Source organism: Bradyrhizobium sp. CCGB12 (assembly GCF_024199845.1).
Classification (GTDB): Bacteria; Pseudomonadota; Alphaproteobacteria; order Rhizobiales; family Xanthobacteraceae; genus Bradyrhizobium.
Window position 1 is genome coordinate 727,817 of sequence record NZ_JANADO010000001.1, and the last position, 20,530, is coordinate 748,346.

Annotated in this window: 22 protein-coding genes; 14 read left to right on the forward strand and 8 right to left on the reverse strand. The window is 60.4% G+C overall.

All coding sequences use genetic code 11. The features are described from left to right. Genes NLM27_RS03345 through NLM27_RS03355 form a run of 3 tightly spaced genes read right to left on the reverse strand, consistent with a single transcriptional unit; the run spans window position 1 to window position 2,278 of the window. Window positions 1-594 (reverse strand): aminodeoxychorismate/anthranilate synthase component II, encoded by a 594-nt coding sequence (locus NLM27_RS03345; RefSeq protein ID WP_254141987.1) that lies wholly within the window; start codon window positions 592-594, stop codon window positions 1-3. Continuing rightward, on the reverse strand, window positions 591-1,973 hold the full coding sequence (gene pabB, locus NLM27_RS03350; protein ID WP_254141988.1) for an aminodeoxychorismate synthase component I: 1,383 nt from the start codon (window positions 1,971-1,973) through the stop codon (window positions 591-593). The genes NLM27_RS03345 and pabB overlap by 4 nt, the downstream gene beginning before the upstream one ends. Before the next feature lie 5 nt (window positions 1,974-1,978). Beyond that, entirely contained in the window at window positions 1,979-2,278 is a 300-nt protein-coding gene (locus NLM27_RS03355; protein ID WP_254141989.1) for a Dabb family protein, read from the reverse strand. 371 nt (window positions 2,279-2,649) lie between these two features. Between NLM27_RS03355 and panD the strand changes: the two genes are divergently transcribed. The 11 genes from panD (at window position 2,650) to NLM27_RS03410 (ending at window position 11,035) form a co-directional block, all read left to right on the forward strand. Further along, the gene (gene panD, locus NLM27_RS03360) at window positions 2,650-3,105 is read left to right on the forward strand and encodes an aspartate 1-decarboxylase (RefSeq protein ID WP_254141990.1); all 456 of its coding nucleotides are present in this window, start codon (window positions 2,650-2,652) and stop codon (window positions 3,103-3,105) included. A 27-nt stretch (window positions 3,106-3,132) separates the two neighbouring features. After that, window positions 3,133-4,017, forward strand: a complete 885-nt coding sequence (gene panB / locus NLM27_RS03365) for a 3-methyl-2-oxobutanoate hydroxymethyltransferase (RefSeq protein WP_254141991.1) — start codon at window positions 3,133-3,135, stop codon at window positions 4,015-4,017. A 2-nt stretch (window positions 4,018-4,019) separates the two neighbouring features. Beyond that, window positions 4,020-4,868 (forward strand): pantoate--beta-alanine ligase, encoded by an 849-nt coding sequence (gene panC / locus NLM27_RS03370; protein WP_254141992.1) that lies wholly within the window; start codon window positions 4,020-4,022, stop codon window positions 4,866-4,868. Window positions 4,869-4,892: 24 nt separating this feature from the next. Further along, the gene (locus NLM27_RS03375; protein ID WP_254141993.1) at window positions 4,893-5,663 is read left to right on the forward strand and encodes an energy-coupling factor ABC transporter ATP-binding protein; all 771 of its coding nucleotides are present in this window, start codon (window positions 4,893-4,895) and stop codon (window positions 5,661-5,663) included. Beyond that, complete coding sequence (locus tag NLM27_RS03380) at window positions 5,660-6,286, forward strand: energy-coupling factor transporter transmembrane protein EcfT (RefSeq protein ID WP_254141994.1); 627 nt, start codon at window positions 5,660-5,662, stop codon at window positions 6,284-6,286. Before NLM27_RS03375 ends, NLM27_RS03380 begins: the two co-directional genes overlap by 4 nt. Before the next feature lie 11 nt (window positions 6,287-6,297). After that, window positions 6,298-6,852, forward strand: coding sequence for a biotin transporter BioY (locus NLM27_RS03385; RefSeq protein WP_254141995.1), 555 nt, complete (start codon window positions 6,298-6,300; stop codon window positions 6,850-6,852). Further along, the gene (locus NLM27_RS03390; RefSeq protein ID WP_254141996.1) at window positions 6,849-8,357 is read left to right on the forward strand and encodes an AMP-binding protein; all 1,509 of its coding nucleotides are present in this window, start codon (window positions 6,849-6,851) and stop codon (window positions 8,355-8,357) included. Before NLM27_RS03385 ends, NLM27_RS03390 begins: the two co-directional genes overlap by 4 nt. After that, the gene (locus NLM27_RS03395) at window positions 8,354-9,481 is read left to right on the forward strand and encodes a thiolase family protein (RefSeq protein WP_254141997.1); all 1,128 of its coding nucleotides are present in this window, start codon (window positions 8,354-8,356) and stop codon (window positions 9,479-9,481) included. Before NLM27_RS03390 ends, NLM27_RS03395 begins: the two co-directional genes overlap by 4 nt. A gap of 18 nt (window positions 9,482-9,499) precedes the next feature. Then, entirely contained in the window at window positions 9,500-9,997 is a 498-nt protein-coding gene (locus tag NLM27_RS03400; protein ID WP_254141998.1) for a MaoC/PaaZ C-terminal domain-containing protein, read from the forward strand. A gap of 100 nt (window positions 9,998-10,097) precedes the next feature. Next, on the forward strand, window positions 10,098-10,685 hold the full coding sequence (locus NLM27_RS03405) for a TetR/AcrR family transcriptional regulator (protein ID WP_254141999.1): 588 nt from the start codon (window positions 10,098-10,100) through the stop codon (window positions 10,683-10,685). Beyond that, window positions 10,682-11,035: a DUF1330 domain-containing protein gene (locus tag NLM27_RS03410; RefSeq protein ID WP_254142000.1), complete on the forward strand. Its 354-nt coding sequence runs from the start codon at window positions 10,682-10,684 to the stop codon at window positions 11,033-11,035. Before NLM27_RS03405 ends, NLM27_RS03410 begins: the two co-directional genes overlap by 4 nt. Window positions 11,036-11,073: 38 nt before the next feature. Here the strand turns inward: NLM27_RS03410 and NLM27_RS03415 are convergent, their stop codons facing one another. Genes NLM27_RS03415 through NLM27_RS03425 form a run of 3 tightly spaced genes read right to left on the reverse strand, consistent with a single transcriptional unit; the run spans window position 11,074 to window position 13,995 of the window. Continuing rightward, window positions 11,074-12,276, reverse strand: a complete 1,203-nt coding sequence (locus NLM27_RS03415; RefSeq protein ID WP_254142001.1) for an ABC transporter substrate-binding protein — start codon at window positions 12,274-12,276, stop codon at window positions 11,074-11,076. A gap of 24 nt (window positions 12,277-12,300) precedes the next feature. Beyond that, entirely contained in the window at window positions 12,301-12,822 is a 522-nt protein-coding gene (locus NLM27_RS03420; RefSeq protein ID WP_254142002.1) for a VOC family protein, read from the reverse strand. A 51-nt stretch (window positions 12,823-12,873) separates the two neighbouring features. Then, window positions 12,874-13,995: a hypothetical protein gene (locus NLM27_RS03425; protein ID WP_254142003.1), complete on the reverse strand. Its 1,122-nt coding sequence runs from the start codon at window positions 13,993-13,995 to the stop codon at window positions 12,874-12,876. Between the two features lie 289 nt (window positions 13,996-14,284). Here NLM27_RS03425 and NLM27_RS03430 point away from each other — a divergent pair, with 289 nt between their 5' ends. Continuing rightward, on the forward strand, window positions 14,285-15,100 hold the full coding sequence (locus NLM27_RS03430) for a helix-turn-helix transcriptional regulator (RefSeq protein WP_254142004.1): 816 nt from the start codon (window positions 14,285-14,287) through the stop codon (window positions 15,098-15,100). Window positions 15,101-15,168: 68 nt separating this feature from the next. Here NLM27_RS03430 and NLM27_RS03435 read toward each other — a convergent pair whose 3' ends face one another. Beyond that, the gene (locus NLM27_RS03435) at window positions 15,169-15,513 is read right to left on the reverse strand and encodes a multidrug efflux SMR transporter (protein ID WP_254142005.1); all 345 of its coding nucleotides are present in this window, start codon (window positions 15,511-15,513) and stop codon (window positions 15,169-15,171) included. Window positions 15,514-15,681: 168 nt separating this feature from the next. After that, window positions 15,682-16,623 carry a helix-turn-helix domain-containing protein gene (locus tag NLM27_RS03440; RefSeq protein WP_254142006.1) on the reverse strand — a complete coding sequence of 314 codons (942 nt, stop codon included), beginning with the start codon at window positions 16,621-16,623 and terminating at the stop codon, window positions 15,682-15,684. A gap of 171 nt (window positions 16,624-16,794) precedes the next feature. Here NLM27_RS03440 and NLM27_RS03445 point away from each other — a divergent pair, with 171 nt between their 5' ends. Continuing rightward, entirely contained in the window at window positions 16,795-18,042 is a 1,248-nt protein-coding gene (locus tag NLM27_RS03445) for an acyl-CoA dehydrogenase family protein (RefSeq protein ID WP_254142007.1), read from the forward strand. A gap of 170 nt (window positions 18,043-18,212) precedes the next feature. Then, the gene (locus NLM27_RS03450) at window positions 18,213-20,372 is read left to right on the forward strand and encodes an alpha/beta hydrolase domain-containing protein (protein WP_254142008.1); all 2,160 of its coding nucleotides are present in this window, start codon (window positions 18,213-18,215) and stop codon (window positions 20,370-20,372) included. Window positions 20,373-20,530: the final 158 nt, after the last annotated feature.

Consider the following 20,530-nt stretch of genomic DNA (forward strand, 5'->3'; position numbering starts at 1 on the left):
TCATCGTACTGTCACGCGGGAAGCCTCGGCGAGTTGCAAGAAATTTGAAAACAGCGTGTGTCCGCCACGAGTGAGGATCGATTCCGGGTGAAACTGAACGCCGAAGGTTGGATGATGACGATGTGCGAGAGCCATGATCTCGGCATCCTCGGAACGCGCTGTCACCATCAGCGGTGATCCGCACGTGTCATCGAGCTCGACAATGAGAGAGTGATAACGCCCAACGCGAAGTGGGCACGGAAGCTCCTTGAACAGACCTTTGCTGTCATGGGTGACGTGCGAGGCCCGACCGTGCATGGGGCGGCGTGCGCGTGCGATCGATCCGCCGAAAGCGGTCCCGATGCATTGATGTCCAAGGCAGATGCCTAGTATCGGGATGCGACCGGAGAGCTCATGAACAATGGTTCTTGAGATCCCGGCCTCCGTTGGCGTGCACGGTCCCGGTGAGATAACTATCGCTCGCGGCTTGAGCCCGACGAGATCTCCAATGCTGGTCGCGTCGTTTCGGATCACTTCCGATATTTCTCCTAGTTCTCGGAAGTAACGAGCGATATTGAAGACGAAGGAGTCGTAGTTGTCGATGATCGCAATCATGGCAGAGCGCGAAATGCATCGAAGATGCGTTGCGCCTTTGCGAGCGTCTCGTCATATTCAGTGCTTGGATCGGACATCGCCGTGATTCCGCCGCCGGCATGAAAAACCACAAGATCATCATCGATCGTTACGGTTCGGATCGCGATATTTGTATCCATCTGTCCGCTGAAACCAATGAAGCCAATGGCTCCGCAATAGACCTCACGTGCGACACGTTCTATATCGGCGATGATTTCCATCGACCGCACTTTCGGTGCTCCGGTAACCGAGCCGCCGGGGAAGCAGGCGCGCAGCAGGGAGATGGCATCATGATCATCAGCGAGCTTGCCCGTAACGACCGAAACCAGGTGGTGCACCGAAGCATAGGACTCGAGACTGCACAGCGTGGGAACCTCGACCGAGTGGGCAGCGCAAGCGCGCGACAAATCGTTGCGAAGGAGATCCACGATCATCACGTTCTCGGCATGGTCTTTCTCACTAGCAAGAAGAAACTCGGCGCGTCGCCGATCATCCTGCGGATCGGTTGAGCGCGCTATCGTGCCCTTGATCGGCCGCGTCTCAACGTGTCGACCGTTGAGCTTGAGAAACCGTTCGGGCGAGCTGGATGCTATAATTCTCTTGCCGTAGCGCAGGAGAGCGGCAAACGGCGCCGGGTTCAACGCGCGGAGTCGGCAATAGAAGTCAAGCGGATCGAATGGGCTCGAAAGTCTAGTGCTGAAGCGTTGCGCGATGTTTGCCTGGAAGATGTCTCCGGCCAATATCAAGTCAATAACACGCTCAACGGCCGCGACATAGGCGTCGCGGCTGAAGTTCGACTGCCATGAGCGCGCCGCGGCAGGGGAGGAACTCTGTTGCAAAGGTGGACACGCGAGCAGTGCCGCTAGTTCATCGGCTCGCGCGCGAGCACGGCTGCGGCGACGTGTGGTGTCTTGCTCGGGCCATCCGGTCGAAACGATCCAGCACCGTTTGTCGGAATGATCATAGGCGAGCACCACGTCGTAGAAATTGAGGATCGATTGCGGAAATCCTTGGCCATGGGCTGTGGGAGACGGCAGCCGTTCCAATGTCGTATTCAGATCGTAAGAAAGGAAGCCGGCGACACCGCCCTGGAAGGGAGGGAGATCACAGCGATGCTGTTGCCGATAACGGTAAAGCTGCGCGCGGAGGGCGTCCCATGGAGCGCTGTCGAGAATCTCGCCGTCGCAGCTCGCTCGTCCGTTTGCGATTACGAAGATGCTGAATGGATCGCAAGTCAGGTATGAATAGCGTCCGAGCAGGGCGTCGTTTGCCGCGCTATCCAGAAACGTGAAGTGTGGCCGATCTGCGAGACAACGCGCCGCCGCGATCGGCTCGATCCAGGACAGCTCTGTGACATGCATCGGGCTTACGAAGCGACATCAGCCAAACTGTAATCGGCCGCGAAGCGTAGTTCCCTCAGTGGCCGTACCCGCCTGATCGATTCCTGATAGAGATCGTGTGCTTTGTAAGCTGCGAGCTCTGCCTCATTGTCGAACTCACCATAAAGCACGATGTCGATGTCGTTCCCGAGTTGGTCAGTCTTGCGATTGCGGGCGACCTCGAGCCGGCGTGCATGCGGGATTGCGGCAAGAAGTGACAGGCCCTCGACGATCTGATCGATATTGGCTTCGTTGTTTGCGGTGAAGAAGACGATGTGACGAATCATGCGCGGCTTTGGCTGGTGCGAGATGAATGAGTGTTGCCGGGCGATCTATACGGGCTTCGAAATGGCTGTCTACTCCGAAACGTGAGTTGTCCGACGGTCGGCATGATCCAGAAAGAGTTCGAGTCCTTCGTTGCAAGTGTGACGGCGATCGAGACGTCCGCGCCCGACTTGCGGTAGTTCCGCTTTAGGCATGACGAACAGTGGGAAGGTCTTGCGCGATGATCGCGCGACCATTGGATGATTTTATGCGTTGGATCGCTGCTTTTGAGGGTTATGTTTCTTTTTCACTCTCGCGGTTGACAGTTTTATCTCGCGCTTCCTAGGAAGGCGTCGGCTTTAGCGATGCGCGCCGCGCTTAATGGAACCGCCAAATGAGAAAAGTGCTGGCCGCAAAACTGCACGGCATCCACGTTACGGAGGCCAATCTTCACTATCACGGTTCGATCACGCTCGATCCGGATCAGTGCCATGAGGCAGGGATTCTGCCGATGGAATTCGTGGAGATCTGGAACAAGAACTCCGGGGCGCGAATTTCGACCTATGTAATTTTTGGGGAGGCCGGCTCGCGTTGTTGTGTCCTCAACGGTGCTGCCGCACGCACCTGCCAGGTCGGCGACCAGATTATCGTCTGCAGTTCGACGTACGTGGATGGGGTGGAAATCGTTCGGTTAAAACCAAGAATTCTGGCCTTCGATCGCAACAACCACATCATCGATCGCATGACCTATTCCGTTACTCGGGATGGTGCCGAGCGTTATTGCTTCGAGATAGTAGGTGAGGCGGGCGACGTGAAACCTATACCGCTTCGATCCGCGGAATCGAACTAAGGCCGGCTGACGAGATAGGGGGCGAGAATGAGCCACACCTCAGAGGCCAAACGCGAGCGAGTCACGCTTCCAAGGCTGCAACGGTGGAAGGAGGAGGGGCGGCGGCTCGTGATGACGACCGCCTATGATGCGGTCACCGCACGTATTGCGGATCCTATCGTGGATATGCTCCTTGTCGGAGACAGCGTCGGCAACGTCTGCCTCGGATTTGACAATACGCTGCCGGTTAGCATCGCGATGATGAATCACCATCTCGAGGCGGTTGCGCGCGCAAAACCTCAAGCCTTGCTCGTGGCCGATATGCCATTTCTGAGCTTTCACCTCAGTCCAGATGACACAATACGCAACGCCGGAGGCTTCTTGCAGCGTGGCGCTGACGCCATCAAGCTCGAGGGCGGATCCAAACGTGTCGAAATGATACGTGCGCTGGTCGAGTGTGAGATTCCGGTGATGGGTCATCTCGGCTTGACCCCGCAGAGCGTCAATGCAATGGGTGGATTCAAGGTGCAGGGCCGCAAGGCCGATGACGCCTTGCGCCTGCTCGACGACGCCCATCGCCTGCAGGAGGCGGGCTGCTTCGCTCTGGTCCTGGAAGGCATCCCGGCCGAGCTCGCTGCGCGAGCGACGGAAACGCTGACTATACCTACCATCGGGATTGGTGCAGGTCCTAGTTGCTCGGGGCAGGTATTGGTGTTCCACGACGTGCTTGGCTTGATTGAAGGTCATGTCCCAAAATTCGTTCGTACCTACGCCGACGGCTTTCGGGTGTTGCAGGAGGCGCTGTCGCGTTGGGTTGCCGATGTCCGCAACGGTACATTCCCGGCACCGCAAGAGTCCTATCGGCTTCCCGAAGGCATCGGTGAGACGATCGCAAACTGGGCGCCTTCCAATCGAACCCGATGTGAAGCGTAACAATGCAGACAATCACGACGGTCGGCGAGCTTCGCCGCGCTCTCGCAGAGGCTCGCAGAGCCGACAAACGTGTCGGATTTGTGCCGACAATGGGCTTTCTGCACGATGGCCACCTGGCGCTGATCGAGGCCAGCCGGGCGCAATGCGACGTCACCGTGGTTAGTATCTTCGTCAATCCCACTCAGTTCGGGCCAAACGAGGACCTCAGCACGTATCCGCGTGACTTCCAGCGCGATGAAAAACTGTGCCGCGATGCCGGTGTAGCGATCGTCTTCGCGCCCACCGCCAAGGAAATCTATCCTCCTCAATTCGAGACGTTCGTTGAACCGGGCGAGCTCGCGAAACCGCTCTGCGGCGTTTTCAGGCCGGGGCATTTTCGTGGGGTCGCGACGGTCGTAAGCAAGCTGTTCAACATGGTGCAGCCCGACGCCGCGTTCTTCGGGCAAAAGGACTTTCAGCAGTGCGCGGTCGTGCGTCGCATGGCCGTCGATCTGAATCTGCCAATCGCGATCGTGACCGTGCCGACCGTTCGGGAAACGGACTGTCTCGCAATGAGCAGCCGCAACCGGTATCTCAGCGAGGAAGACCGGGGACGGGCCCTCGCGATCAGTCGTGGACTGTTCGCCGCAGCGGAGGCGTTCGGCTTGGGAGAGCGGAACGTGGACAAGCTGATTGCAATCGCCAGGGGGCATTTGGAAACGGTTGATCGGCTGCAATACCTTGAGCTTGTCGACGGTGACACGCTCAAGCCTGCTGTAAGTCCGCTACGCCGCCCCGCGGCACTGTGCGTGGCGGCCTATGTCGGCTCGACGCGGCTTATCGACAACGTGATACTTCAGCCAACTCCGTAGCGCGACAGAGGCGAAAGAATCGTTTTGATTGAAGCTGTCCGACGCGAAGCGCCTCCGGTAGGCCGTCCTCACTTTCGTGGGGCGGCTGAACGGATCATCTTCGAAGAAGTGCAGTTTCGGCGCGCGGACCGTCAGGTGCTTGCCATTTCCGGGCTTTGCCTGGCTGAGCGCCGGATCGGCCTGATTGGTGACAATGGATCAGGCAAGAGCACGATGTTGCGGCTGATGAACGGGTTGCTCCTGCCGACTCGCGGGCGCGTCGAGGTAGAGGGGCTCGATACGGTACGACATCGCAAAGACCTTCCGGCACAGGTCGGCTTTCTGTTTCAGAACCCCGACCACCAGCTCATCTTCCCCACGGTTGCCGAGGAGGTCGCTTTCGGTCCGGCAGAGCGCGGCATGCCGACCCCGCAGGCGCGGCAGCAGGCGATGGCGCTGTTGGAGCGGCACGGCTGCGCCCAATGGGCAGACCGCAACGTCAACGAACTGTCTGGCGGCCAGAAGCAGCTGGTCTGCATACTGGCGCTGCTCGCGATGGAGCCGTCGATCCTGTTGATGGATGAGCCGTTCGCCAGTCTCGACTTGCCGACACGATTAGTTCTGTACCGCAGGATCATGGCGCTTCCGCAGCGGGTCGTGATGGCGTCTCATGATTTCGAACTGCTCGCGGAGTTCGACCGCATCATCTGGCTGGATGCGGGCCACATCCGCCTCGATGGCCGACCCGCCGAAGTGCTGCCTGCCTACCGGGCCCATGCAACGATCGTAGGGGCAGGGGACGCTCTGACGTCATGATCACCGACGGCCTCGCACCACAGACCTGGTTGCACCGCGTACCGGCCGGCGTCAAACTTGCGGGCCTTGCCCTGCTCACTGTGCTTCTTCTGCCGGTCGGCGACTGGAGAATTATGGCGGGCGTATTGGCGTTGATTGCCATGGTCTATGCCGGCTTTGGCCGCGCCGGCATGGCGCGCCTCAGCTTGCTGCGACCATTGTTGCCGCTGCTTGTGGTCGTCGGCGGTGTGCAGACCGCATCGGGTGGTTGGAATGCCGGCGCTGTCGTCGCCATGCGGCTGCTGGCCATGCTTCTGCTCGCCGATCTTGTCAGCATGACCATCACGATGAGCGCGCTGATGGAAGTAATGGCACCAGCGTTCCGCGTGCTGCGCCCGCTTGGCGTCAATCCGCGCAAGATGGCGCTCGCCGTCGCGCTTGTTCTGCGTTTTGTGCCGGTCCTGCTGACGCGGTGGCGTGCCCGCGAGGAGGCCTGGAAGGCGCGCACGCACCGGCGCGTTCCGCTTCGACTGGTGGCCGCTTTCGTCGCCGACATTCTGCAGCTTGCCGACCGTGTCGCGGAAGCGCTCGATGCACGCGGTTTTGACCGGTCCGCCGCCGATCGTCACTCACCCCGGTTGTAGGAGCAAATCCCGTGGAGTCCCGCGCTATCGTTCGTATCGCCCTGCTGGCCGCCGTCATCGCAGCGCTTGGCATGGTGCCCAGCATCGTCTTGCCAATCGCCATGGGTGTGCCGATCACGGCCCAGACGCTGGGCGTCATGCTGGCCGGGATTATCCTCGGCCCGCGCCATGGCGCGCTGGCGGTGCTGCTGTTTCTGTTCGTGGTGCTGCTCGGAGCGCCGCTGCTATCGGGCGGACGCGGCGGGCTCGGCGTGCTTTTCGGGCCGTCGGTTGGCTTCCTGCTGGGCTGGGTTCCCGCTGCCTTTGTGTCGGGCCTTGTGATGGAGCGGCTGAGGTCCTTGCCGGTATTCACGGCGGCGCTCGTTGCCGCGATCACGGGCGGCATCGTGGTGGAATATGCCTGCGGCATTCTCGGCCTGATGGCGATGGCAAGGATGAGTCTGCCGCAGGCCTTGGCTGCAACCGCGGTGTTCGTGCCGGGCGATCTCTTGAAGGCGCTGGCCACTGCCTTTGTCGCGGAGGCGTCGCACCGGAGCTATCCGGCTGCAATCGTCAGCCGTTCATGACCATGGCTTCCACGATCACTGCAACGCTGTCGCGGCATGCCCGCGAGACGCCGGACAGGCTGGCCGTCGTTTGCGACAACCATGCAGTGAGTTGGAAAGAGCTCGATCAGGCCGCGAACCGTCTTGCCGGACATTTGGCGAAGGTGGTGCCAGTGGGCCGCGGCGTCGCCCTGCATCTGCCGAACGGGCCGGCGCTTGTGCTGCTGTTTCTTGCAGCCTGCCGCGCGGGTCGGGAAGCGCAAATTCTCGATCCCTCTTGGCCGACGGAGACGGCGCGGCTTGCGATCACGGCGCTGGCGGCGGGGATCGTCGTGAGTGGCGATGCAACATTGGCCGAGGACACGGAGGTGTTCGCGGTTGTCGATCCTCACGGCCCGTTCGAGTCCGTCGCGGACGCCATTGGCGCCGGTCCGTCGCCCGCGGCGATCGCCGAGCCCGATCCGCTGACGCCGTTCTATGTCGGCTTCACCTCGGGATCGACCGGAATGCCGAAAGGATATCGCCGCCACCATCAATCGTGGATCGAGAGTTTTCGGGCGGGGGACCGCGAATTCGACATCGGCGCCGGCGACATCGTGCTCGCACCGGGCGCGCTGACGCATTCCCTATTCCTCTACGGCCTTGCGCATGGGCTCTATGTCGGAGCAACCGTCATTCTGTGCCGTCAGTTCCGGCCGAATCTCGTCAACCGCCTGATCGCGCTCCACCAGGTAAGCGTAATTTACGGCGTGCCGACCCAGCTCGAAATGATGATAGAGGCCGCCATGCGCGATGGCCTGCCGCCGTTCCTAAACGTGCGGTGGATGTTGTCGTCAGGTGCCAAATGGCAAGGTCGCGCGGTGACCGAACTGCGACGGCAATTTCCCGCGGCCCGCTTTTCCGAGTTCTACGGCGCCTCCGAGCTGAGCTTCGTGACCGTAGCGAAGGACGACGAGGACGTCCCATCGGACTCCGTCGGGCGCTCGTTCGCAGCCGTCAATCTCACTATTCGCGACCATCTCGGGCGTTGCCTTCCGCCTGGAGAGACCGGTCAAGTGTTTGTGGCAAGTCCTTTCCTCTTCATGGAGTATGCCTGCGGAGGCGAAACGGTGCTGCCACGTCATGGTGATGCGGTGTCGGTCGGTGACATCGGCATGCTCGACGCGCGCGGCTTCCTGAGGCTCGCCGGCCGTGCCAGCCGCATGATCATTACGGCGGGCAAGAACGTGCATCCGGAAGAGATCGAGCGTGTGCTTGAGGGGCATCCCGCTGTGGCCGCGGCTGGGGTTCTTGGCGTCGTCGACGAACGTCGGGGCGAGCGGCTGGTGGCTTTGCTCAGGCTGGGCCCGGATGGGCGCATAGCGTCTTCCAGTCTGATCAGCCATGCCCGCCTGAGCCTGCCGCTCTACAAGATCCCGCGCCGGTTTGCCGTGCCACCGCACTGGCCAATGACCTCGTCCGGCAAGACCGATTTCCATGCGCTGCGCTGGCTCTGGGAATCCGGCGACTGCGAGGTGCTGCAATGAGCGCCGCATATCTCGTCGCCGCACGCCGGACGGCGGTCGCCCCTCGGGGCGGCGCATTCAAGGCGGTGGAGGTCGACGAACTCGGCGCGGCGCCAATTCGGGCCGTGCTGGCCGACACCGGCATCGCGCCGGAGGCGATCGACGACGTCATCTTCGGCAACGCATTGTACGGCGGCGGAAACCCGGCACGGCTCGCCGCGCTGCGGGCAGGTCTTTCGGATCACGTGCCGGCGCTGACCATCGATAGCCAATGCTGCGGCGGCCTCGACGCGATCATGCTCGCCGCCGAGCGTATCTTGAGCGGACGAGCAGACGCCGTCATAGCTGGCGGTGTCGAGAGCTTTAGCCGTGCGCCGTTGCGCGCGCGGCGGCCGCGCCATGCCGACGAGGCGCCGCAGCCCTACGACCGTCCTCCGTTCGCGCCATGGCCGGAGCGGGACCCTGATATGATTGCCGCTGCCGCGACGCTGGCCGAAAGGTTCGGCATTTCGCGCGCACGGCAGGATGAATATGCGATCGGAAGCCATTGCAAGGCGCTGCAAAATCCTCCTGGCGCGGCGGAGATCGTGCCGCTCGCCGACCTGTCGCACGATGCCTTTCCCCGCGCCCTGGAGGGGACCATGTGTGCGCGCCTTGCGCCCCTCGCGGGCGACGCAGTGTTCGGCGTTACGCGTGCGACGGTGGCGGTCGAAGCCGACGCGGCGGCAGCGCTGCTGGTGGTTTCCGAGGCGATGGCCCGGCGGCTCAACGGGAGGCGGCCTATACGGATTGTGTCGGCGACCCGTCGCGGCGGCGACCCAGCGATACCCGGCAGAGCACCGATTGCCGCGGCTGAGAGCCTCCTTGCGGCGGAGCGAATCGCGCCGGCACGGATTGCAGTGGCCGAGGTCATGGAGGCCTTTGCCGCCCAGGCGATCACCTGTGTTGAAGGCATTGGCGTGCCGGAGGCTTCGCTCAATCGTGGCGGCGGCGGACTCGCGCGGGGGCATCCGATCGGTGCATCCGGTGCGATCCTGGCCGTGCGCCTCTGGCACGAAATGCAATCGGAAGCATCCGGCGCGATCGGGCTGGCGGCGATCGCGGCTGCGGGCGGGCTCGGCAGCGCGCTACTGGCGACGGTCTGAAGGGAATAACGTGCCGCGATGATTCAAATGCCGCCGGACTTCGAATCTTCGACGCAGGCGATCCCACTTCGCGTCGCGCGGGCGATCGATCTGGCTCCCTTCGTCGGCACTGAACTCGCCCCTGGGCGCTGGCGATCGGTGACGCAGGATGAGGTCAATCGCTTCGTCGCGCTGACTGGTGACCGGAACTGGGTTCATACCGATGCGGAGCGCGCCAAGCGTGAACTGAATGGAGGTATGACGATCGTGCCCGGCCAAATGCTCCTAGCGCTCGTGCCAGCGCTCTTGCAGGAGGCATATGTAGTCGCGGGGGCCGCACAAAGCCGAGCGGCAGCTCTTCGCGCGGTTCGGTTTCGTTACCCGGTGCGTCCAGGCGACGGGTTTCGCCTCCAGGCGCGACTGACCCTCGTACAGCAGCGACCACGTTTCGTGCAGGTGGACGCATCATGCGATCTCGAACTGAACTCGGGACAACGCGTACTGACATCACAGCGCACAGACGTCTTTTTCGGCTGACGCAAGCGCATTGGAGCCTTCAATCTCGATTGTTTGAATGGTGTTTAAATACCGTAACATTTTACTTGAGTAAATACCGGACGACCGGTATGTATTCGCCATGAGTTCGAAGCCGCGCATAAAGCAGCCCGAAGTGAACCGTCGACGCTTGCTCGACAGTGCAGTTGCGATCGCGGCCAAGGATGGTCTGACGAGCCTATCGATCCAATCTGTGGCCGTTGCGGCAGGCATAACCAAGGGCGGACTGTTTCACCATTTCGCGTCGAAGCAGGCGTTGCTGGAGGCAATGTTCGTCGACCTGCTGGAACGGCTTGATGCGGCGATCGACGGTTGCATCGAGCCGGACGAGAGCGCGATCGGTCGCTTCACGCGAGCATATGTGCGGTTGATCTTTGCGGACCGCCACAGAGCGATGGACGCGACATGCGCGGGCCTTTCCGCAGCCTTGGTGGCGGACGCTCAACTAAAGCAGCTATGGATCGATTGGCTTGAACAGCGTCTGGCGCGTCATCGCCAGACGGACAGCGGAGAGACATTGGCGATTGTCCGGTTGGCTGCAGATGGCGTTTGGTTCACCGGTAGTGGACAGTCAGAGGTCGCGGCTCTCGAAGAGCGCTTGATTGCCATGACCTACGGCGAAAATCTCACCACCGAAAATAAACGCTCTGATCGAAAGGGTAATACATGAGCAGCTTCTTTATTTTCGATAACCGCCAGACGCTCGATCAGGCAGCAATCGACGCCTACGTTGCAAGGGCGCCGGCGACTGTCGCTGCGTTCGGTGGAGTGTACCGTTCGATCTATGGGAAGATGTGGGTAGTCGAGGGGGACTATCGCCCCCTTCTACCGATCATCATCGAGTTTCCTTCGTTTGAGCAGGCAAAGGCCTGGTACGAGTCCGACATGTACCAGGAGCTCAAACAGCTGCGCGTCAACGCACAGGTCGGTACCGGCTATCTGGTGGAAGGCTTGCCTAAACTACCTTGGTACGCAAAGCTGTTGGCCAAGCTGGGTATCGGCGGTCCCCCTAAGCGCTGATCAGAAACATGCAGCCGACAAGGGCCGTCCCGTTGAACTCACCGCGCAGTTGTACAACCAGCTGCGTCCGGGCTGCGGTAAATAAGTTCATTGGGTACAGCCTGTACCGGTTTGAAGTAATCCCAGGGGTACTTGGAGTCTTGGGGTGACTTCACGCGATAGAGCATCACTTCGTACACGGCTCGACCATTCGGTTGAATGTGTCCGGCGTGCCCGAAGTAGTCGACAGGTAGCTCACGCATGCGCTTGTTCACGGCACCGGCTTCGTCCGTCCCGACGCTGTCAATCGCTTTCAGATAGTGCAGGACGGATGCGTAGGTGGCGGCATGCTCCTTGGTTGGCATGGTGCCGTTGGCTTCGAAGAAGCGCTTCGCAAACTTTCGTGATGCGTCGTTCTGATCCCAATAGAACGAGGTCATCAAGTAGGTACCCTGGGCGAGGGGCAGACCAATGCTGTGGACGTCCGTCACGAACAAGACCATGGCGACGACCTTCTGTCCCCCCTGCATGAGACCAAACTCGCTGGCTTGTTTGAGAGCATTGATTGTATCGCCCGCGGTGTTGGCGAGCGCCACGACCTTGGCTTTCGAGTTCTGCGCCTGGAGCAGAAATGATGCAAAGTCAGCGGTTGCGAACGGATGGCGGACGCTACCAAGGACCTTGCCATTGTTTTTCGCGATCGCCTCGCTGGCATCTTTTTCCAGCGTGTGACCGAAAGCGTAGTCGGCGGTGATGAAAAACCAGCTGTCACCCCCATCGCGCGCGATTGCGTTGGCAAGGCCTGCCGACATGGCATAGCTGTCGTCCGACCATTGGCTGCTGAGCGGAGAGCAGGCTTTACCAGTCAGATCCGACGAAGCTGCACCGGAGAGCAGCAGCGTACGGTTCTTTGTTCGAGCGAGCTCTTGGACGGCTAACGCGATAGCCGATCCCGGAACGTCGACGATCGCATCAACCTTTTCAGTATCAAACCAGCGCCGTGCGATGGTCGCACCAATGTCAGGCTTGTTCTGATGATCGGCTGCAATGATCTCGATCGGCTTTCCATGGACTGTACCACCAAAATCAGCGGCCGCGAGGCGCGCGGCGATGATGGATCCTTTCCCAGCCATCTCGGCGAACTGACCAGACTGGTCGTTCAGGACGCCGATCCGGACCATGTCGTCGGAAATTTGAGCCAGAGCCGGCAACGCCACGAATTGCGTGATTGCCACCGCAAGCCAACTGAATGAGCGCAGCACCGTATTCTCCCAACGATTCGATGTTCAAGCGGCGGACGATGCCGAGCTAACGTCATGGCGATTGACCCACGCTGCCAATTCTGCGTGGGCTTCCTTGGCCTTCTCCGCCATCTCGTCCTCGGTTGCGGACCAGGCGGTGAGCTCGACCCGCAGTCCGTTCGGATCGAAGAAGTAGATCGACTGGATGATCTCGTGATCGGTCACCCCCAGCACCTGAACACCCGCCGCCTCTAGTCTGGCCTTCGCCGCTAGAATCTCCTCGATGCTGTTGACTTGGAGCGCGATATGATTGACCCACGCCGGGGTTTCGGGATCGGGCTTGGTTGCCTTTCCATCGCCCAAGTCAAAGAAGGCGATGTAGGACCCGTCCGCCATGCGAAAGAAGATGTGCACGTAGGGGCAATATTCGTTAGTGCTTGGTACATAGTCCTGCTTGATCACGTGCGCCAAGGGCAAGCCTAGCAGGTCCTCATAGAACGCGCGGGTCTCTCCGGCGTCGCGGCAACGGTAGGCGAAATGATTGAGTTTCTGGATCGCAAAGTTCATATCGGACCTCGATCAATGATTGGGGCTAGATGTTCAACGCGGTCGTTCCGGTCAAAGTCGTTGCGCGAATGCCGCGATCCGATCTGCAGCCTCCGAGATGAGCTGCGGCTGGCCAGCGAGGTAGTGGTTGCCGCCTCTCAACGTGTGTCGCTCGATGCGTCCGATCGCCGCGCTCGCCCATTCGTCATTGTCTGCCGGAAAAACAGACGAGTCCGCCGTGTGCTCCAGCAGGAGAACCGGCACTGACGTGCGCGCGAGGTTGGTCGGACCGTCGCCGCGGCTCGATTGCGACCATTGACTGAGGTATCCCGTCAGAGAAGTGTAGCGGCCAACACTGTTGGCGGCGTAGTTTTGCTGATGTGGTGCGCCCCACACCGTCGTGCGCGGAGTGCGATCGTTGGGATCGAGGGCCGGGTCGAGGCATCGCGGGTCAGCCAACGTCCGATGGATAATAAATGCCATGTCGCGGGCTCCATCCGGTTTTGCACGAATTTGCCGCAGCTTCGCGCGAGCCCAGGTTTCGATGCGCGCATTCCGGGCCTTCTGCGCCGCGCGATACCGCGTCATGAAGTCGCTCGAATAGGCTGGGCCGTTGTCGGGGTTGAACATGTCCAACGCCGGGTCGGAACTCAGCGGATCGTTTTCGTCGATCACAGCGGGATCGATCCAGGCATCCATAAGGCGTGAACGTCCGAGATGGGCTGCATTGAGCGCAATGGCGTTTGCGGGCGGCAGATCGCCCGGTTCGAGATCGATGGCGTCGCCGGCGGGCGTCGCATCAATCGTCAGCTTCTCGGCTTGCGCTTGATAGAGACTGACCAACGCGCCGCCTCCCGAATTTCCGATCAGAAGCACGCGCTCGAACCCACGCTGACGAAGCCACTGCACCCCGGCGCCGAGGTCCTGAATCGCCTGTTCCAGAAGCAGCACGGCGTCATTGCCGAGATAGCGCGTATTGAGCCCAAGGGTAGCTACGCCGCGATTGGCGAGTGGGCCAATCAGGTAGTGTCCCATGAAGTTGCTGGTTGGATGAATAACGATCGCGGCGATTTTTGCGCCGGTCGAGTTGGCGAAGGCACCCCAGATCCGCGGTCGCAACATGGCGAGCCCAGACTGGCTTTCCATGGCCGCGCCAGGTCGAACGTCAATGGCTACGAGCTCCGGGGTGATCATGATCGACATCCGCCCGCAGCGTTCAGTCGCGCCACAGACCCATCGAATTCGAGATCAAAGAGAGAAGTCCTCCGGGAAGCGCCCGGCGGAACGATGAAATCTACGGCATCGCCTTCCGTTTGCGCCTGCTTAGGGCACCCCGACGGGTTTGTGGCGAATAGGAATAGACTGGCCTGCACGTAACTTCCTCCGCTGTGAACTGAGTTGTTCTCGTTCTTGCGGACTAGATTGCGCGCACGATCTGGTTCAGAATATCCTCCTAAAAGAGGACAGCGTCGGGGCGCACGTATTGGCGAGGGGTGATCTTTCACGTTGGTCAGATGCCTTCGCCGATGTCGTCGGCGCCATAGGCACGCCAGCCTTCGATCAACTGCTACTCAAGGCTGTTAATGCAGTCGTGGTCGTCGATCACTTGACTGTTCTGACATATCGAACGGGCGAGAACCTTCAGACGCTGTCCATAGCGAGCCGGGCTGACTTGGCGCAGGCGCGCTCCTTGACGCGTGATTACGTCGCCCATCACCACGTCTTCGACCCAAATTTCGTGGACGTTGTGAAGCTGAGTAGAAGCCGCAGCAGGCGGATCGTAATCCGTCGTCACGACCGAGCCCGGCTCAAGACCAAGGCTTACCAAAGACGTTTTTATTCGACGGTTGGAATCGTCGACAAGGTGTCATACCTCTGGCGGCTTGGTGACGTCGCATTCTACGTCAATCTGTATCGTACAGTACGGACGGGTCACTACGTAGAGGGTGACATACGTTGCCTGACACAGCTGGCACGCATGGTTGGCAGCCTGGTGCGAATGCACGGAGGCCGAAAACGGCTTGAAGTCGCTCTCACAACCGGAAACTTCCGCGAACTCGTAGCCAAGTTGGTCGAGCTGCTTGGCCCGCATTTGACCGCTCGAGAGCAATCCGTGCTCGCCTGCATTCTCACAGGTATGCACACGGAGGGCATAGCGCTCTCGCTCCGCATCAAGCCGACGACCGTGATCACCTTCCGAAAACGCGCCTATGCCAAGCTCGGGATTGCGACGCAAACCGAATTGCTCGCCCGTTGCCTACGAGTGCTTCCTCAGCTGCCTATTGGCGCGCAGCTTTAATCAGATCCGGATGGAATGGCACGGCAAACCTGTTCTGGTCTTATGAGCGAGCCCACGCAATAGTTGCTTCAATGTAGTGTGGTGTTGGAAAATCCATTAACTATGACGACTCCGCCAACGATCATGCCTATTCCGATTATAGCGGCTAAATCAAGCGTCTGGCGAAACGCAAAGATGCTGATGAGGGCAGTCAGCACGATGCCCAATCCTCCCCAGATCGCGTACGCCACGCCGAGCGGCACCGTCTTGAGCGTCTGAGAGAGAAAGAAGAACGATCCTGCGTAGAACACCGCCATCAGCAATGTTGGAATCGGTTTCGTGAATTGCTCAGATTTTTGGAGAAGAGATGTGCCTATGACCTCACAGACAATCGCTGCGGCGAGCGCGCCATAGGCAATCAGACCAGTACTCATTCGAGAGACCTTTCCAGATGGGGCCGTTGTAAACGTCGTCCCACTTGGTCTCAAGATGGGCTTGGCTGTATACGCGCTTCCATCAGGCTATCCTGAGGCCGACGGTAGATGGCCCACGTGTCGTGTGGAATTCCGCATGCGTTCGCGGGCTGGTCAGGCCAAACTGAATCAAATGTCGCTTTTGCTGCGATAGGAGCCCGGCGGTGCGCCATAGCGTCGCGTGAACGCGCGGGTGAAGCTCGCCTGGCTAGCAAAGCCAGCACGACGGGCAATGTCGCCGACTGCAACGCCAGACAGGCGCGGATCGCGAAGCTGCCCAACACAACGCTCCAGTCGAAGTCCGCGAATGTAAGACGCGAAAGCGATGTCGGAGTCACCTAGGATCGCAAATAAGCTGCTGCGCGAAAGCTTGAGTTCGCGGCAGACGAATTTGGCCGATAGAAGCGGATTGTCGAGTTGGTCGGTGATAAAATCCAGAATGCGTCTCAAAGTCGTCTCGCGGCGCGTCGGCGCGTCGGCCACGCCGATCTCGGCGCTCGCCGCACGGATCAATAGCGTGCTGAGCTGCTCGCCGGCGAGGTCGTCGACCGTCTCGAAATCCTCTCTGAGGTCGCGCAGCGTTGATAAGTAGGCTGAGGCGAGTCGTCCAGCCCCCGTGCTGCGAATGACGTTCGGGCGCTTGGTGAAGTGCTGCAGATGGCGACGGAGGCTGCCGTCCGGAATGGTGGCGCAGAGCAGGTCACAGCCGTGCTCGAAGCGGATGGAAAATGGCTCGTTGGTGTCCACCAGCACGATGTCGCCCGGACGGGCGATCGCCCGCTCACCGTTCTGCTCGACGATTGCATCTCCGTAGAGCTGGAGGTTGGCGTAGAACGAGCCATCGAGAAGCTTGCCGATGCCACGCCGGGTGCGCTGAACCACGGCGGGGACTGACTGGACACGCGAAATGTGCAAGGAGGTGCCGCCGACACCGTCGATGCCGCCATCAAAGTGGTTGTCGGATAGGTCTTCCGGTTCGAGCGGCATGAAGCTCTGGCAGACCGCTTCCCGCCAGTAGGCAAACCGTTCGGCGGGAGGCACATCCCGCATATGCCAGGAAACGCGAGTCATCGTCGGTCACCCAAAAGCAGGCTATTGCAGCTTATATTCAATCTCCATGCCAGTCATTCTGGACGTTTTGTCAAACGTACCGGTACGTCTTGTCAAATGACGGAGGTCCACGGTCCTTGCAGGCTTCCTCGCGTTTTCCGTTGGTATGCCGCAACGCGACAGGAGGCCCCAATGCCGATCGACTTTACACTCACACCTGACCAGCGTGCACTGCAGCAGTCGGCACGAAGATTTGCTCGCAAGGAGCTCGCCGGGGTCAGGGAAGCGACGGGCCATCTGCCCACGCCCATGGAGCGGTTCCTTGCGACGCGTCCATTCTACGAGGCGGCCATAAGGGAGGGCTTTCTGCAGCGACTGATTCCGGCGCCGCTTGGTGGTGGCGGCACGGGTGTGCTCGATCTTGCGGTCGTTGCCGAGGAATTCCAGGCGATTGACGTGAACGTGTCCCTCACACTGTTCGGAACGCTGCTTGGCTTGATGCCCGTAATGCTTGGCGGGTCGCCCGACCAGTTGAAGCGTCTGCTTGTGCCGTTCCTGACCAAAGGCGGAGCGCCGCTTGCGTCCTTTGGGTTCAGCGAGCCCGGCGGTAGCGCCAATTTTGCGGCGCCTGCTCCGGCGGAGGGCGTGCGTACCACCGCGCGGCTCGAAGACGACCAGTGGGTCATCAATGGCGCCAAGCAGTGGGTGTCCAGCGCAACAGGCTGGAGCGGTAGAGGCGCCGATCTGATCTGCGTGGTCTGTCGGACCGATACAGCCGCGTCGCCTGAGAAAGGTATATCGATTATTGCCGTCGAGGGGCCGACGGAAGGCGTCGCGCTGGAGAAGGCGATCGATGCAGTTGGGCATCGTTCCCACCTCGTGCCGCGCTTCAGAATGGACAATGTGCGGGCGCCAAAGAACAATGTGATCGGAGGACCGGGCGTGGGCTTAGGACTGGTGGAGGGTAGCTTCACCGGAACCGCCGCGCTGGTTGGCGTGTTCGGCGTGGCATTGATGCGTGCCGCGTTTGACTTTGCGCTTAACTTTGCGCGCACCGAGCGGCGCGGCGGCGCCGTGCCGATCATCGAACACCAGGCTGTCGGCTATGCACTCGCCGATGCCAAGATGCAGATCGAGGCGGCACGGTATCTGAGCTGGCGTGCCTGCCACGCGCTCGACACCCAGGCCCCCGGCGCGTTCGAGCTGTCGCTACAGTCAAAGATCTTTGGTTCGGAGACGGCGGTCAAGGTGATCACTGACCTTATGCGTGTTGTCGGGATCGACAGCTATAACAACGAGGTCCCGCTCGCGGGCCTGTTGCAGGATGCACTTGCGTATCCGCTATTCGACGGCGGCAACATGGGTGTACGCCGTCGCCAGCTTCACGCGCTATTGAAGAACGCGGACTACGATCCTCTCGCCGCGTCCGGAGCGACGTGATCGGCACGTCAGACATGATGCGTTTTGAAAGGGGGAACGAGAGCCATACCGCTTAGCAAGGCGAGAGCCGCAGGGGGGTGTGCATTTTCTGAACCCATCCCGCTATTGCCGGCTGGGAGGTTTGCGAAGAAGATGCGGCCGGGCCGCCTAAACAGAAGAAGCCGCACGATATGAGGAACGCTATCAGGAGACGCCCGCAGGCAGACACGGGGACGCCGAATGGAAGGGTGTGCCGAGCGAAAATTCTCGGCGTAAGTATAGGCACGCTGGCGATCTCAGCGCTTCTCGCCGCAGCACCCGGGGCGCAGGCGCGGGTTACGAAGATCGTCGTCGATCAGGCCATCGCGCTTCCCGACGGGCAGAACGAGAGCTTGTCGGGGCGCGCTTTTGGCGAACTCGATCCCAAAGATCGCCTGAACGCGATCATTACCGACATCGGGCTTGCACCGCGCAATAGCCGAGGCCGCGTTGAGTACGTTTCAAAATTCACGCTGACGAAGCCAAAAGACATGGCAAAGGCGAGTGGCGTTCTCTGGTATGACGTTGTCAATCGAGGCAGGCCTGTTGCGGCAAATGTTAGTCCAAGCAGCCTCGGTCCATCGGCAACGAAGCCGCAGGATTTCGGCCATGTCGCGCTGATCAGCGGTTGGCAAGGTGACATTTTGCAGACGAGCGACAACTGGACCGTACAGGTTCCCGTTGCGCACAATCCCGACGGTTCATCCATCACCGGCGTTGTCCTGGCGCGCATAGCCAACGCGCCCGCCGGATCGAGTTCACGCCCTCTAGGCATGCTGGCGACCCTGATTCCGTATGATGCGGCAAGTCTCGACACGACGAAGGCGCGCCTCATCGCTAAGAGAACGGAAACACGGGCCGGAGAAGCCGGTGAGTTGAGGGACGTACCACCTGGCGACTGGGCGTTCGCCGATTGCAGTAAGACCAAGTTTCCGGGAGATTCCAATCCGCGTTCACTTTGCCTAAGGGATGGATTTGATCCCGGCATGCTCTATGAACTGGTCTATCAGGCCAGGGATCCGAAGGTGCTCGGAGTTGGTCTGGCTACGATGCGTGATGTTGCGTCGTTCTTCCGTTTCGAAGCTGCGGACGACGAGGGCACTCCGAACCCGGTTGCCGGCAAGATTCACCACGCGGTGGTGCAGGGGATCTCTCAATCCGGGAACGCGCTCAAGACGTTCCTCCTTCTTGGATTCAATGAAGACGAGCAGAAGCGACGCGTGTTCGACGGCGCCAATCCGCATATCGCCGGCCGCCTGACGTCAATCAACGTGCGCTTCGGCCTGCCAAGTGGGTCCGGCACCCTCTATGAGCCTGGGGGCGAGGGCACCTTGTGGTGGGCCAGTTACACCGACAAGAAGCGGGGTCGCCCCCGCTCGAGTCTACTGGATCGCTGCTCCGCTTCGGAGACTTGCCCAAAGATCTTCGAGACCTTTGGTGCCAGCGAATACAATGCGCGCTTGATGACAATTGCCGAGACAGGCACCGACGCGAAGGCGGATCTCGAACTCCCTGCGAATGTAAGACGTTACTTCTTTCCAGGTACAACTCATGGCGGAGGAGCGGGTGGGTTCACCGCTGCGCCGCGTCCAGCGGCCGGATGCGTCCTGGCCCAAAATCCCAATCCCGAAGATGAGACAATGAATGCCTTGCAGGTATCGCTCGTCGATTGGGTTGTACACGGCACCGAGCCTCCGCCCAGCGTCTATCCGACGCTAGCGCATGGTGACCTCGTGGCAAACACGCACGAAGCCATGAACTTTCCCGAGATACCCGGCGTGCCTTCGCCGACGGGAATGGCTGTCGGTCTGATGGACTACGATTTCGGCGAGACATTCGACTATGCCAATTTTTCGGGCGTGATCTCGCGCCAGCCACCCGCAATCAGACAGATCATTCCCGCCTTGATGCCCAGGGTGGATGCAGACGGAAACGAGACGGTTGGCGTCCGCTCCGTCCTTCATCAAGTGCCACTTGGGACCTATCTCGGCTGGAATGCGACGGCCGCAGGTTTCTTCAAGGGCCAACCTTGCGGCGGCGGCTTAACAGGAGGGTACATTCCATTCGCAAAGTCGAAGGCCGAACGGCTGTCGTCCAGCGATCCGCGTCCATCGCTTGAAGAGCGTTATGGCACGCAGGCTGGCTATTTATGTCTGGTCAAGAGGGTGGCCGAGCAGGAGGTTTCGAAGCGTTTTCTTCGCCGAGAAGATGCGAACCGCCTGATGAAAGAGGCCGCCGCTGTCGACTATTTTGTTGGTATTCCTGACGACCGGGAGCGCGACTCTCTCGCCGAGAAGCTCTGTCGTCCGTAAAAAACTCGACTTGAAGAGTAGCACGGTCTGTTTCGCCAAAGATCTTATCCGGGGGTCCCGAGGGTTTTCCGAGATCTGAATGCATTCGCGCTTAGGTCAATTGGAATAACTCATCGATCGCATTGATTTTTCTCATTATCGAGCTTCACAATTTCTCA